This window comes from Streptomyces sp. NPDC090025 (genome assembly GCF_044748125.1).
Lineage (GTDB): Bacteria > Actinomycetota > Actinomycetes > Streptomycetales > Streptomycetaceae > Streptomyces.
Genome location: NZ_JBIVFL010000018.1, coordinates 70,262 through 84,769, shown reverse-complemented (window position 1 = coordinate 84,769; position 14,508 = coordinate 70,262). Strand labels below are relative to the sequence as shown.

Here is a 14,508-nt window from a genome sequence, read left to right as displayed (position 1 = left end):
GGCTCCGGTCGTGCGGCTCATGCCGCCCCCTCGGGGCTTGCGGTGAGGGCGGCCGTCGCCTGGGCCACCGTGAGGTACGGCAGCGGCGCCAGGATCTTGGCCGTCTGCGGCGCGAACACCGGGGACGCCACGATGACGTCGGAGGTCGGGCCGTCCGCGACGATGTCGCCCTCCGCCATCACGACCACCCGGTCGGCGGCCCGCGCCACGAACTCCACGTCATGGGTGGCGATCACCACCGACCGCCCCTCGGCGGCGAGTTCACCGACGATCCGTTCCAACTGCTCCTTGGCCCGGTAGTCCAGGCCCCGGGTCGGCTCGTCGAGGAACATCACCCAGGGCGCGGCGGCCAGCTGGATGGCGAGCACCAGGGCCAGCTTCTGACCCTCCGACAGATCCCGGGGATGGGAGTCGTCGGCGATGCCGGGCGCGAGGCGGTCGAGCAGCGCGCGGGCGGACGTCCCGGTCGCGGCGGTGTCCGACTCACCGTCCGCCTGGTCGAGTTCCTGCTTCACCGTCTCCAGATAGAGCAGATCGGTGGGCGTCTGCGGCACCAGGCCGACCAGCTTGCGGGCCTGCGCCGACGGCAGATCGCGCGGGTCACGGGAATCACCGTCACGGGGCTCGGCCTTGGCCGGGGTCGTGGCCGGTGCCGCCTGGTCCGCCGGGTCCGGGCGGTGGACCCGGACCGAGCCCGCCGACCTGGGACCCGAACCCTGTAGCGCCCACAGCAGGGACGACTTCCCCGAACCGTTGCGGCCCATCAGGGCGGTGATCTCCCCTCCGTACAGCTGGAGTTCGACCTCACGGACGGCCGGGACACCCCGGTACGCCACCGTCACCCCGCGCGCGGTGAGCAGTTCGGGCCGTACGGCGGGCGGCGCGGGCCTGGCCGGGGCCGGAGTCGTGCCGGACAGCCGGGTGCGCAGCGGCGCCGCCGCGCGGCGGGCGTCGCGGATGGACAGCGGGAGCGGCGACCAGCCGGCCGCCCGGCCGAGTTCGACGATCGGCGGGGCGATCGAGGTGGTACGGAACACCTCGGCGGGCGTCCCGGACACCACCCGGCCGTCCCCGGGCAGGTGCAGCACCCGGTCGGCGTACTGCACCACCCGCTCAAGCCGGTGCTCGGCGAGCACCACCGTCACCCCGAGGTCGTGCACCAGCCGGGTCACCGCCGCCAGGACCTCCTCGGCGGCGGTCGGGTCGAGCGCCGAGGTCGGCTCGTCCAGGACGAGGACCCGGGGGTGGGCGGTCAGCACCGAGCCGATGGCGACCCGCTGCTGCTGCCCGCCGGACAGCTCGTGCAGCGCCCGGTGCCGCAGATCGGCCAGCCCGAGCAGATCGAGGGTCTCCTCGACCCGCTTGCGCATGGTGGCCGGGGGTACCGCCAACTGTTCCATCGCGTAGGCGAGTTCCTCCTCGACGGTGTCGGTGACGAAACCGTCGAGCGGATCCTGCCCCACCACGCCCACCACATCGGCGAGTTCCCGCGGCGGATGCGCCGCGGTGTCCCGGCCGTCGACGACCACCCGGCCGTACAGGGTGCCGCCGGTGAAGTGCGGCACCAGGCCGTTGACCGCGCCCAGGAGCGTGGACTTGCCCACGCCGGTGTGACCGACGACGAGGCACAGTTCGCCCTCCTCGACGGTGAAGTCGACGTCCCGCAGCACGGGCTCGGCCGAGTCCTCGTACCGGACGCTGACCTGCTCGAAGGTGATCACGGGGCTTCCTCGGTGCGGAGTTCGGTGGTGCGGGGTGCGGGGATCGTCGCCGCCTTCGCCGCCTTCGCCGCGTTCGCCGTCTTCGGCGGGGCGGTGCGCGGCGCGCGGTTCGGCGGACGCTCCGGCGGCGGCGACAGGAACGCGGCGGCACCGGCGAGCAGGATCGCCGCGGCCGGGACCAGCGGCAGCGTCGGCCAGCTCAACGGATAGAGGGACGGGTTGAGTTCGGCCGCGTCGAAGCCCGCGTTCGCGAACAGCAGCACCGCCGAGAGGACCCCGCAGCCGGCGACCGCCCACTCCGGGAACCGCCACGGGTCCGGCCGGTACAGCGTCCGGGTGACCCGCCGCCCGCCGAGCCGCAGCCCCGCCACGCACAGCAGCGCGCCGACGCCCATCGCCGGGAGGCCGAGCGCCTTCGGCGCGGTCGCGTCCAGGAGCCCGTACGCGCCCGTGCACAGGCCGCACATGCCGAGCAGCATCAGCGCGCCGGTCGCGCGGCGCGAGGCACGGGTGGCCGTACCGGCCCGGCCGTAGCCGCGCGAGTCCATCGCTGCGGCGAGCCGCAGCGAACGCTCCAGGGCGTCCTCAAGAACCGGCACCACGATGCCGCGCAGCGCGCGCAGCCCCTTGGACCGCCCGGCCCGCAGCCTGCGAGCCCGGTTCACCCGCTGCACGCTCTGCACCAGTTGAGGTGCGACGCTGATCGACACCGTGACGGCGACGCCGAGTTCGTACAGCGCACCGGGCAACACCCGAAGCGCCCGCTTGGGGTTGGCGAGGGTGTTCGCGGCGCCGATGCAGCACAGCATGCAGGCGAGCCGCAGGCCGTCGGTGGCCGCAGAGAGCAGGGCCTCCAGGGAGACGGGGCCGCCGATCTGGATGCCCGCGTACCAGTCGGGCGTCGGTATCCGCGGCAGCGAGAACAGGAAGTGGTCGTGCGGGGTGATACCGGTCGCGAACACCGCCCGGAACACCACCCGGATCGCCACCACCGTCAGCGCCAGATACAGGTAGTACTTGAAGCCCCGGGCCCACGGGGCCTCGGTGCGCCGCAGCGAGATGACGTAACCGAGGACCGCGAGGACGAGGAAGAGCAGCAGCGGGTTGTTGGTCCGGCTGACCGCGGTGGCAAGGGCGAGCGCCCAGATCCACCAGGCCACCGGATGGAGCGTGCGCGGCAGCCGCCGGCCGCCCGGGTCCACCGGCAGGGCGGACCCGGGCGGCCCGGCGGCGGCCGCCGTGGTGTCGGTGTGCGGCACCCGGCTACTCCGAGGCGCGGCGCTTCGCCGCGTACCAGGCGGCGCCGCCGATGAGCAGGACCAGCGCGCCGGTCGCGACGGCGGGCAGGTAGGAACCCACGTCGTGGGCGGCGTCGGCGGCCGGGGCCGCGTCGACCACCCGGGGTCCTGCCGTCCCGGCCGCCGCGGCGGCCGACGAGCCGGTCGCGGTCGGGGTGGCGGTCGCGGTGGCCGACGGCGTCGGGCTGGTGATCGTCGCGGTGGGCGTGGGCGTGGGCGTGGGCGTCGCCGACGCGGTCGGCGTCGGGGTCGGCGCCGGTGTGGTCGGGTCGGCGGGCGGCGGGTTCTCGGGCGCCGGGCCGGTGTCGGTGCCCGGGGGCAGCGGCGCGGCGGTCCTGGTGTCCCGGGGCGCGGGCTTCGCGCCGCCGGTGGGCCGGGAGTTGTGGGCGCGCAGCTGGTCGGGGGTGACCCGGGGCCGCCCCTGGGTGCCCTCGATGTTCGTCGCGCCGAAGATCCACAGGTCGACGCTGCCGGGCTTCGGCTTGTAGAGCATGGCGCCGAGCTGGCTGTACTCCCAGGTGTTCCGGCCCGGGTCGGCGTGCCAGTACGACCAGTACGCGGTCGCGGGCGGCGTCAGGACGCAGTCGTCCTGCTGGGGCGTCGGGTACTGCCGGCCGCCCTGGTGGCCGCTGTAGCCGATCCGGCAGATGAACGCCGGTCCGTCGTGGCCGGTGCCGGTGGTCCGCCAGCCGCCCTGGTTGAGCAGCTCGTACCCGGTCGTCGGCGTGGTGCCGCAGGACCGGTAGACCGGCCCGCCCCAGGAGCTGAAGTCGACCGCGAGGACGACCCCCGAGGTGGTGGTGCACCGCCCCATCGGCTGCGGCGCCGCACCGGCCGGGGCCGCGGTGGCGGCAAGGGCCGCCACCGTGAGCCCGAGGGCGGCTGCCGTACGGGCGAGGGCGCCCGCGATCCGGCCGCTCATCGGGCCGTCCCGCCCGCGCGCCGGCGGCGGGACCCGCGGACGACCGCCCAGCCACCGCCCACCAGGACCGCGGCCGCCGCGGCCAGCGCGCCCACCTGGGTACCGGTGGCGGCCAGACCGCCACCGCCACCGCTGCCGCCCGAGCCGGAGCCCGAGCCGGGACCGCCGTCCGCGCCGCCGTCCTCGCCGGGCGTGACGATCACCGGGGCGGACGCGGACGGGCTCGCCGTACCGCTGGGCGTCGGCCTCGGCGCCGTACCGCTGAGGTCACGGTCGAGATGGGCGAAGGACACGCCGTCGGTGCCGCCGAGGGCCTGCGTGGAGGCCCGGACGTCCGAGCCCTGGGTGTCGCCCTTGGCGGTGTCGAAGCCGCCGTCGGTGTTCTGCCGCTCCCGCAGGAACGCCCGCGCCTTCGCGATCTGCTTCTGGTACTTCGGGGCGTCGAGGGCCAGGCCCTGGATGGCGAGCGCGGTGGAGTTCACCGAGTTGCCGGAGGCGCCGGGGAAGCCGCCGTCCGCGTACTGCCGGCCGGCCAGCCAGCGCAGCGCCTTGTCGACGGCGGCCTGCGAAGCGGTGTCCGGCAGCAGGTCCACGGCCATCGCGGCCATCGCGGTGGAGTCCACCTCGTCGCCGCTCGGCACCACCAGCATGCTGCCCCAGGCACCCGAGGAGCGCTGCAGGCTCTTCAGGTACGCGACGGGTCCGGCGGCCGCGGTGGACTCGCCCGCGCGCAGCTGGGCGATCACCCCGAGCGACTGGTCGAAGACGGAACTGGCGTTGGTGTACGCGCCGCTCGCGGCGCACGGGCGGCCGGTGTCCGGGGTCTTCGCGGCGCAGGTCTCGGCGGCGAGCGCACCGATCAGGTCCTGCCCGCCGAAGGCGCGCGGGTCACGGCCGACGGCCTGAGCGGCCAGCGCGGTCTTGCCGATCGCGCCGCCCACCGGGTGCGCGGTGCCCACCCCGGTGTAGTCGTTGACGGTCCGCCCGACGCCGTCCTTGCCCCGCTCGTCGAGGAAGTCGACGACACCGCGCAGCGTCGCGTCGTCGGTGCCGGTCGCGGCCAGCGCGTACGCCAGGTCGATGGTCAGGCCGAAGTCGGCCCGGCCGGTGGGGTCGGCGGCGTAGTAGTGGCCCTGGAGGAGCCGGCTCGGGCCGGTCAGGTACGCGGTGGCCTTGGCCAGGTCGGGGGCGGGACCGGCGGGCATGACCGGGGCGGGCCAGGTCGGCCGCGGCGTGGTCGGCTTCGTCGGCTTCGGCGTGCCGGTCGTCGGGGTGGGCGTCGGGGTCGGGAACGTCGGCGGGGTCTGCTTCTCGGCCGTGAGGCGCAGCAGATCGGTCCTGGCACCGGCGATCACCGCGGGACCGGTCGACATGATCCGCGCGACCGGGTCCTCCTCCTCGAACGCGAAGCCGCCGCCCGCGAGTTGCTGCTTCGACAGCCAGGAGACGGCGGCGTCGGCCTGGGCCGTGTCACCGAGCGCGCGCAGCGCCTGCGCGGCCAGACCGGTCGCGTACGGGCTGCTCGACATGGAGTAGTACACGGCGGGCAGGCCGCCGGTCGCCATGTCCGACTGGGCCTTGCGCAGGTAGTCGCGCCCGTCCTTGACGGCCTGCGGGTGGCCGCCGGCGCGCAGCAGCGCCATCACGGCCAGTCCGGTGGCCCCGGCCTCGCTCTCGCAGGACTGGCCCGGCGCGATGAGCATGCTGGTGAAGCCACCGTCGTCGCACTGGAACTCGGTGAGCCGGGTCACCGCCTCGGCGGGCACCTTGACCCCGGCGCCGGTGAGCGCGATGACGGCGAGCGCCTGGCCCTCGTTCTTGCCCGCGGCGCGGCCGCTGACCGGGAAGTCGCCCGGCGCGGAGCAGTTCGGGTTCTCCTCGGTCCTGCCGGTGACGCAGACGTTCTTGACGAGGTCGTCGAGGAGGTTGCGGCCGCCGAACGATCGCGGGTCGCCACCGGTCGCCTCGGCGACCAGCGCGAGCCGGGCCGCGGCCGTCGAGTTCGGCCCCTTGCCCGCGTCGGCGGGGTAGGCGTACGCGTCGGTGTGCTCGGGGCGGGCGAGGACGCCCGCGACCTTGGCGGCGGCGGCGCTCTTCGGGTCCTGGGCGGCCAGCGCGAGGGCGTCCTCGACCGTCGCCTGGTAGCTCAGCTCGGCGTCGATCTCGTCGACGACCCGCTCGCCGTCCTTCAGCCGTCCGGTGAGCCAGCGGGTCGCCGCGGGCAGGTCGACCTGCCCGGCCGGCACCTGCGGGACCGGCGGCACCGACGGGTCGGGCGCGGGCGTCACCGCACCGGCCCTGACGTCGTCGGGGGAGAAGCTCGGGCCGCCCTTGGTGCCGCCGATGTCGGTCGCGCCGAACACCCAGGCGTCCACGTCGCCGGGCTTCAACATGCGGGACATCGCACCGTAGTTGCTGTACTTCCACTTCTTCTGGCCCGGCGCGGCCGTCCAGTACGACCAGTAGGCACTGGCCGGCGGAGTGACCTGGCACGCCTCGGCGGCCCGGGTCGGGTACTGGGTGCCGCCCGCGAAGCCGCCGGTGCCGATCCGGCAGATGAAGGCGGGGCCGTCGTGCACGGTACCGGTGGTGGTGAAGCCGCCCGTCCACAGCAGCTCGTAGCCGGTGGTGGGGGTCGCGTCGCAGCCCCGCTCGACCTTGCCGCCGAACGGACCGAAGTCGACGGCGACAATCGCCCCGGTGGTGGCCGTGCACCGCCCGATCGGATCGGCCTGCGCGGCCGGGGCCGTGGTGAGGAAGCTCACGCCGGTGCCGACGGCCAGGAGTGCGGCCGTCAACCCGGCGACGAGACGCCCGGGCGCTCTCGTCCGTCGCCCTCGCTGCGTCGCCTGTCCGCTGTGCACGGCCCCTCGTCTCTGCCGTACGGGAGGGAACGCGGCGACGCGTCCCGGGAGCGGCGACGCCGGGGGAGACGCCGTGGGACGGGGACGGCCACGCCGTAGTCCGCGACGGCGATCTGTGCTCGATGGATCACTTTCCCGAGCCCCAGGTGCTCCGGCTCGCCCGGCGGTGCCGGGCCTACGGTTGCGGGTCAGCTCCGGTTTCGGACCGGATTCCCCTGGGACTGAGTGCTTATCAGCGGGAATGGAACACGGATTCGCCCCGGGCGTCAAGACCACCCCCTCACCTGCGGGTTCACGGTGCCCGGTGACCCGGTCCCGTCGGTGGCCGTTCGGTGGCGGTCCGTGCCGCGCTGGGGTAGCGTCCCGAATCGCCAGAGGGGGGAACCCGGTGAGATCCCGGGGCTGACGCGCAGCGGTGTGGCACGGACCAGTGGTCCGTGGCGAGCCCGAATGCCCTGACGGCACGGAAGCAACAGAGAGCCGTACCACGCGAATTCGGATGGCGGCCCCTGGCCCGGCCGTCCCGTCGCCGCAGTGGCGCCTGGTCCGCGATCCGGCCGGAGGTCGGCGTCCGCCGACTTCAGGAGCAGGTCCATGTCCCTTCCCCGCACGGCCCGTCCGGCCCGCCCGTCCCGTACGGCCCGCCGTCTCGCGCTCGTGGCGCCCGCCGCGTTCGGCGCGTTCGCGCTCTCCGTCCTGCCCGCCTTCGCGACCTCCACCCCCGCCCAGATCGCCACGTCGAAGACCAACGGCGTCGCCTACCTGAAGACCCTCCAGGCGGCGGACGGTTCCTACGCCGGATCGGGCCTCTCCAACGAGTGGGCGTTCAGTGCCTTCGCCGCCGCCGGTACCGCCGTCGTCGACGTCGCCCCCGGCGGCGACACCACGAAGAACGCCCGCACCGTCTACCGCAACCTGCTGTCGACGGCGGCCTGGCCGTCCGCCTCGCCGGTCGTCACCGACTACGAGCGCGGCGCCCTCAACGCGTACGCCGCAGGCATCGACCCGGCCCGCGTCTCCGCCTCGCGCAACCTGGTCGCGAACATCTACGGCTACTGGCAGACCGCCGAGCCGGGCTACTTCGGCCCCTCCGGCAACTTCAACGGCACCGTCTTCGCGGCCCTCGCCCTCGGCGGCGCCAAGACCCAGGCGGGCGGCAACCGGGTGCCGCAGGCGCTCACCGACGCGATGGTCGGCAAGCTCCGCGCCAACCAGCACAACGACGGCGGCTGGACCTACCAGAAGGTCGAGGGCAACCCCACCGGCCTCGCCTCCGCCAGCGACATCGACATGACCGGCGCCGCGATGGCCGCCCTGTGCGTCTCGGGCGTCCCGAACACCGACACCGACGTCGTGCAGGCCAAGGACTTCCTGAAGGGCAAGGTGGCGGACCTCACCGGCGCCTTCAACTCGCTGTACGGCGTCAACACCAGCTCCAACGGCTGGGGCATCGCCGGACTCAACGCCTGCGGATTCGACCCGCAGTCCACCGAGTTCACCACCGTCAGCGGCAAGACCCCGGTGGACTTCCTGCTCGCCAACCAGTACAAGCCGGCCGGTGGCTTCAAGTACAAGCCGACCGACACCAGCCCGTCCGCCTACTCCTCCATCGACGCGCTGCGCGCCGTCGCGGGCGGCGGCTTCACCACCGCCCCGCCCGTCCCCGTCACCCCCGGCGCCACCCGCTGGGTCGCCCAGTCCGGCTTCACCGCCGGCACCGCCACCAAGCTCGCCCTGACGGTCGACGACGGCGCGGGCAACCTCAAGGTCTGCTCCGTCTCCTTCACCCCCACCGGCACCACGACCACCCTCGGCGCGGTCCTCGACGCGGCGATCGGTGCGGGCGCGCCCGCGGGCTGCGTCACCGCGGTGACGCCGTCCTCCGGCACGGGCGCGGTCACGAACCTGAACGGCAAGGCCAACAGCGGGTCGGACACCTGGAAGGTGAGCGTCGACGGTTCGGCGTTCGCGGGTGCGGCGCGCGAGAAGGTCATCGGCGTGGGCGACACGATCGCGCTGCGCTGGGGCGCGTGACGGCATGACGATGTGACGTCGTGGCGCCGCCGACGGTGTGACGCCGCGAACGGCATGACGCCGTGACGGGTCGGCGGGGCGGGCGCGCTGAGTGGGCGCCCGGCCCGCCGGGCCGGCCCGGCCCGGCCCCGGGACCGCGGCGGCCCCGGACCACGAGGAGAGAGACCATGACCCCCGCACCGCGCAGCATCCTCGTCATCGGCATCGGTGCGGGGGATCCCGACCAGCTGACCCTGGCGGCCGTGAAGGCGATCCGCCGTACGGACGTCTTCTTCGTCCTCGGCAAGGGCCCCGAGAAGAGCTCCCTCACCGACCTGCGGCACGCGCTCCTCGCCGAGCACCACGCCGACCGCCCGTACCGGGTGGTCGAGGCCGAGGATCCGTGGCGCGACCGGAGCCCGGCCGCCCGCGCCGGGTACACCGAGGCCGTCGACGACTGGCGGGCCCGGCGCGCCGAGATCTACGCCCGCATGATCGCCACCGAGCTGGCCCCGGGGGAGACCGGCGCGTTCCTGGTGTGGGGCGACCCCGCCCTCTACGACAGCACGCTCGCCATCCTGGAGAGCGTCGAGCGGCGCGGCGAGACCGCCTTCGCCGTGGAGGTGTTCCCGGGCATCAGCAGCGTCTCGCTGCTCGCCGCCCGCCACCGGGTGTCGCTCACCCGGATCGGCCGCCCGCTGCACATCACGCCCGCCCGCAGACTCCCGGAGGTCGGCCAGGCCGACGACGGCGACATCGTGGTCATGCTCGACGCCCACGAGTCGTTCGACCAGGTCAACGGCGACGACGTCTGGATCTACTGGGGCGCCTATCTCGGCACGCCCGACGAACTCCTCGTCGCGGGCCTGCTCCGGGACGTCGCGGCACGCATCAAGGCGCTGCGGGCGGAGGCCAGGGCCCGGCACGGCTGGATCATGGACACCTATCTGCTGCGGATCGTCGACTGAGCGTTTCCCCGTCACCCGTGGTCCCGGGGTTCCGCCGTCCCGCTGTCCCGCCCATGGTCGGTCGTCCCGCCCACGGTCGGTCGTCCCGGGCGGGCGCCCTCCGGCCCGCGCCCCGAGACTGGCCGCATGAGCGAGAAGCGCGAGACGGGTCATAAGGAGGGGAAGAAAGAGGAGGAGAAGGAGGAGAAGAGCGAGCGGGCCGAGGACCGGAAGGGCGGGCCCGGGCATCAGGTGCTGATCGCCGTCGTCTTCGCCGTGCCCGTCCTCAAGCTGGCCTGGACGCTCGGCGGCGGCGGGGCCGCCGGGGACGCGCTGCTCGCCATGGAGCCGGGTAACTGGCCCGACGTGCTCATCGGCATGCTGATGAACGACGTGCTGCTCGCCGTCGTCCTCGCGATCGTGGCCACCCGTGCCTCGTACGCCTATTTCGGCGCGCGCGGCGGCGCCGCGGGCAGCAGGAACCTCTCGCTCGCGCACGTCGCGGCGACGGCCGCCGTCGTGCCGGTCGCCTTCGGCGTCATCCTGGGCGCCTTCCACGGCTGGTGGTGGGGACTCCTGGTGTGCCTGGTCGCGTACGCCCTCCGGCTCGGCGTGATCGCCGAGTACCGCACCGGCCGCCGCTCCCGCAGCGACGGCAGACGCACCCACACCCTGCCCACCGGCCCCGGCCAGCGCACCGCCGACGCCGCCTGGCTGCTCTCGCTCGCGCTCACCGTCCTGGTGCTGCCGGTCCTCGCGGTCGCGGGCGCGCTCGACGGGCAGTCCTGGACCAGCGTCGTGGCCTGCGACGTGAACACCGGCGACGGCACCTCCCGGGCCAAGCTCGTCGAGCTGGGGCGGAAGGGCACCGGGGTGGTCGGCTGGGACATCGCGGCCGGTGAGGTCGTCGACGGCGTCGACTGCGGAGCGGTGGAGGACAAGACGGTACGGGAACCCTGGTGGCGCGGCTGACCGGCAGCGCCCGGCAGGTGCCGCCCCGCAGGTGCCGCCCGGCAGGTGACCCCGGCCGGGACCGGCCGGCCGGGGAGAAGGGCCCGCCGCGCGGGAGTCCTTCGGCTCGGATCGGGCACCGGAACTGGTGACGTTCGCACCCCGCCGCCGGACCTTCGGCGTGGTCTCGCGGCCCCGGCGTAAGCGCATCCTAAAAGTCCGCGACAGCGACGTCGCGGGCCGCGCCCCGCCCCGGCCACCTCATGCGTACCGCTCGCGCGTACCGGAGGAGACGGACGGGACCCGCCCGGCCACAGCGAGCAGGATCAGGATTCCGCGCATGAAGAAGGAAGCACGTGCTCCTGGAGTGACGAAGGCCAAAGCCGCCCTGTGGGAGTTCCTGCAGGGGCTCGGCAAGACGTTCATGCTGCCCGTGGCGCTGCTCGCGTTCTGCGGGATCATGCTGGGCGTCGGCTCCTCGCTCTCCAGCGACGCGGTCGCGAACAACCTCCCCTTCCTGAAGTGGGAGCCGCTGCACCTGGTCTTCACCTGGATGGCGACGACCGGCACGGTCGCCTTCAAGTTCCTGCCGGTCCTCTTCGCGATGGCCATCCCGCTCGGCCTGGCCCGCGAGGACAAGGGCGTCGCCGCGTTCTCCGGCTTCGTCGGCTTCGCGTCGATGAACCTCGCCGTGAACTTCTTCCTCACCGCCAAGGGCGTCGACCTCGACAACGCGGACGCCGTCGCCCACTACGGCATCGCCGACGTCATCGGCGTCAAGTCCATCGACACCGGACTGCTCGGCGCCGTCGCCGTCGGTGTGATCGTCGCCGTGCTGCACAAGCGCTACCGCACCAAGCAGATGCCGGACGCCCTCGCCTTCTTCGGCGGGCTGCGCTTCGTGCCCATCGTCTCGGCCCTCACCATGAGCGCGATCGGCCTCCTCATCCCGCTCGCCTGGCCCACCTTCAACAGCTGGATCAGCTCGGTCGGCGGCGCGATCGGCCACGCCGGGGTCTTCGGACCGTTCTTCTTCGGCATGGGCGAGGTCCTGCTCCGCCCGATCGGCCTGCACCACATCCTGGTCGCGATGTTCCGCTTCACCGACGTCGGCGGCAGCGGCATGGTCTGCGGCGACAACGTCTCCGGCGCGCTCAACCTCTTCTACGCCCAGCTGAACTGTTCCACCGCCCCGACCGGCGACGTCACCACCGCCACCCACTTCCTCTCCCAGGGCAAGATGGCCGCCTACCTCGGCGGTCTGCCGGGCGCCGCGCTCGCCATGTACCACTGCGCCAAGCGGAAGATGCGCCCCGAGATCAAGGCGCTGCTCATCTCCGGCGTGGTGGCCTGCGTGGTCGGCGGCGTGACCGAGCCGCTGGAGTTCCTCTTCCTCTTCATCGCCCCCTGGCTCTACCTGATCCACGCGGTCCTGGTCGGCCTCGGCTTCCTCACCGCCGCCGTGCTCGGCGTATTCATCGGCAACACCGACGGCAACGTCATCGACTGGCTGGTCTTCGGCGTCCTCCAGGGCACCACCACCAAGTGGTACCTGGTCCCGGTGATCGCGGCGGTCTGGTTCGCGGTCTACTACTTCCTCTTCCGCTGGGCCATCGTGAAGTTCGACCTCAAGACGCCCGGCCGCGAGGACGAGGACCCGGGCGAGGCGGCGGCGGTCCCGGACGACCGCCCGAAGGGCGAGCTGGTCGCGGGCAAGTACGACCCGGTCGCCATCCTCGACGCCATCGGCGGCCCCGCGAACATCACCTCCCTCGACAACTGCATCACCCGGCTGCGGATGACCGTCGAGGACTCCGGACTCGTCGACGAGCCCCGGCTGAAGAAGCTGGGCGCGGTGGGCGTGGTCACCCTCGACGCGCACAACGTCCAGGTGATCATCGGCCCGCAGGTGCAGTCCGTGAAGGACGCCATCGCCAAGCTCACCCCGGCGGGCTGACCGATGGCCCCGCGCGAGCTCCACCCTCCGCACGACGCCGACACCGGTGACGACGCCGACACCCGTTGCGACGCCGACACGCCGTACGCCTGCGACACGCCGTACGCCTGCGACTCCCCGTACGACTTCGACACCCCGGTCGACCGGCACGGCACCTGGTGCACCCAGTGGGACTACGTCGAGGACCGCTTCGGCGTCCCCGGTCTGCTCCCCTTCACCATCTCCGACATGGACTTCGAGACCGCCCCCGAGGTGCTGGCCGCGCTCCGCGGCCGGCTCGGCCACGGCGTCCTCGGCTACTCGCGCTGGCGGCACCCGGACTTCCTGGACGCCGTCACCGGCTGGTACCGGCAGCGGTACGACACCGAGGTCGGCCCGGAGACCGTCGCGTACGCGCCGTCCGTGCTCTACCAGGCCGGGGTCCTGCTCGACCTGTGGTCACGGCCCGGCGACGGGGTGGTCACCCACACCCCCGCGTACGACGCCTTCCCCCGCCTCGTCGCCGCGCACGGCCGGGAACTGCGCGGCTGCCCGCTGGGCGACTGGGACACCTTCGAGCGGCTGATCGCGCTGCCCGACACGTCGGTGCTGCTGCTCTGCTCGCCGCACAACCCGACGGGCCATGTGTGGACCCCGGCGGAGCTGGACCGGATGGCCGAGCTGTGCGCGCGGCACGGGGTCGCCGTCATCAGCGACGAGATCCACTCCGACCTGGCCCACCCGCCGCACGTCCACCACCCCTGGGCCCGGCACGCCCGGACCCCGGGCCGCTGGGCGATCGTCACCTCGGCGTCGAAGTCCTTCAACATCCCGGCACTGACCGGGAGTTACGGCATCATCGGCGACCCGGAGGCGCACGCCGCCTATCTGACCCGGCTCAAGGACGCCGACGGACTCTCCTCGCCGGCCGTCCTCATGCTGACCGGTACCATCGCCGCCTACGAGGAGGGCGGGCCATGGCTCGACGCGCTGCGCGGATACGTGGCCGACAACCTGCGCATGGTCGCCGACCGCCTCAACTCCGCCTTCCCCCAGCTCGGTTGGCAGCCACCGGAGGCGGGCTACCTCGCCTGGATCGACCTCCGCCCGCTCGGTGTCGACGACGACGCCCTCCAGCGGGAGCTGATCCACCACGAGAAGGTCGCCATCATGCCCGGCACGACCTACCAGGCCCCCGGCTTCGTCCGCCTCAACGTCGGCTGCCCCCGGGCGAAGGCGGCGGCGGGCGTCGACGCGCTGGTACGAGCCCTGCGAACGCTGCTGGCCTGATCCGTACGGGCCGAGCCCGGCGCGCCCGGCTCTGGCGCGGCGGGGCGGGCGTCCGTACGGTGAGCCCTTGGTGCCCGAGGGGCGTGCCGGGGCACGCGAGGCGCCGCAGACAGCTACGACAGGGAAGCGGGGGAGACGCATGTCGTTCGAGGAGGAATGGCGGCAGTCGCGCGCGGAAGCGGCCGGGAAGCCGGCCGTGGCGATGCGGCTGAATCAGACCGGGGGCGGTGGCGCGACGCCGGATCTGGCGGTGAAGCGGGACGAGTTGGGGCCGATCGGCGCGGACGCGAACGTGCTCTACGAAGGTGTGCGGCGGGACACGGAGATCCCGCGCGTCTCCAACTACGAGGCGGCCGCCGCGCTCACCGGCGCCCAGTTCACCAGCGGCGCCCAGCTGCTGAAGGTGCACGAGCGGTGGTACGCGCAGGTGGCGATCCTGCGGGACGCGTGCGCGCAGATCTCGAACCACCTGGACTACTCGGTCGCGGCGCACGCCAAGGACGACGCGGAGATCCGCGGCGACCTGACCGCCGTGTCCAAGATCAACGAGCTGCTGAAGTAGCCGG

10 protein-coding genes and 2 riboswitches are annotated in these 14,508 nt (G+C 73.6%); of the genes, 6 read left to right on the top strand and 4 right to left on the bottom strand.

Translation table 11 applies throughout. The features are described 5' to 3' along the window. Positions 1-17 precede the first annotated feature (17 nt). The 4 genes from ACIPXM_RS31130 to ACIPXM_RS31115 are packed head-to-tail and all read right to left on the bottom strand — an operon-like array spanning position 18 to position 6,739. Positions 18-1,721, bottom strand: coding sequence for an ABC transporter ATP-binding protein (locus tag ACIPXM_RS31130; protein ID WP_401662430.1), 1,704 nt, complete (start codon positions 1,719-1,721; stop codon positions 18-20). Next, positions 1,718-2,980, bottom strand: coding sequence for an energy-coupling factor transporter transmembrane component T (locus ACIPXM_RS31125; RefSeq protein WP_401662428.1), 1,263 nt, complete (start codon positions 2,978-2,980; stop codon positions 1,718-1,720). The genes ACIPXM_RS31130 and ACIPXM_RS31125 overlap by 4 nt, the downstream gene beginning before the upstream one ends. 4 nt (positions 2,981-2,984) lie before the next feature. Continuing rightward, positions 2,985-3,941: a hypothetical protein gene (locus tag ACIPXM_RS31120; RefSeq protein ID WP_401662425.1), complete on the bottom strand. Its 957-nt coding sequence runs from the start codon at positions 3,939-3,941 to the stop codon at positions 2,985-2,987. Next, positions 3,938-6,739: a prenyltransferase/squalene oxidase repeat-containing protein gene (locus ACIPXM_RS31115; protein WP_401662423.1), complete on the bottom strand. Its 2,802-nt coding sequence runs from the start codon at positions 6,737-6,739 to the stop codon at positions 3,938-3,940. Before ACIPXM_RS31115 ends, ACIPXM_RS31120 begins: the two co-directional genes overlap by 4 nt. Positions 6,740-6,928: 189 nt before the next feature. Continuing rightward, positions 6,929-7,063: riboswitch (cobalamin riboswitch) on the bottom strand. A 120-nt stretch (positions 7,064-7,183) separates the two neighbouring features. Further along, a riboswitch (cobalamin riboswitch) is annotated at positions 7,184-7,261 on the top strand. 138 nt (positions 7,262-7,399) lie between these two features. On the opposite strand from ACIPXM_RS31115, the gene ACIPXM_RS31110 reads away from it, so the two are divergent. The 6 genes from ACIPXM_RS31110 (at position 7,400) to ACIPXM_RS31085 (ending at position 14,504) form a co-directional block, all read left to right on the top strand. Beyond that, a complete protein-coding gene (locus tag ACIPXM_RS31110) occupies positions 7,400-8,839 on the top strand; it encodes a hypothetical protein (protein ID WP_401662421.1) in 1,440 nt (479 codons plus the stop codon). A gap of 167 nt (positions 8,840-9,006) precedes the next feature. Further along, the gene (gene cobF, locus ACIPXM_RS31105; protein WP_401662419.1) at positions 9,007-9,786 is read left to right on the top strand and encodes a precorrin-6A synthase (deacetylating); all 780 of its coding nucleotides are present in this window, start codon (positions 9,007-9,009) and stop codon (positions 9,784-9,786) included. A gap of 126 nt (positions 9,787-9,912) precedes the next feature. Further along, entirely contained in the window at positions 9,913-10,737 is an 825-nt protein-coding gene (locus ACIPXM_RS31100; protein WP_401662417.1) for a hypothetical protein, read from the top strand. Positions 10,738-11,056: 319 nt separating this feature from the next. After that, positions 11,057-12,673: a maltose/glucose-specific PTS transporter subunit IIBC gene (gene malX, locus ACIPXM_RS31095; protein WP_401662415.1), complete on the top strand. Its 1,617-nt coding sequence runs from the start codon at positions 11,057-11,059 to the stop codon at positions 12,671-12,673. A 3-nt stretch (positions 12,674-12,676) separates the two neighbouring features. Next, positions 12,677-13,942: a MalY/PatB family protein gene (locus ACIPXM_RS31090; protein WP_401662413.1), complete on the top strand. Its 1,266-nt coding sequence runs from the start codon at positions 12,677-12,679 to the stop codon at positions 13,940-13,942. 139 nt (positions 13,943-14,081) lie between these two features. Next, complete coding sequence (locus ACIPXM_RS31085) at positions 14,082-14,504, top strand: hypothetical protein (RefSeq protein ID WP_401662411.1); 423 nt, start codon at positions 14,082-14,084, stop codon at positions 14,502-14,504. Positions 14,505-14,508 lie beyond the last annotated feature (4 nt).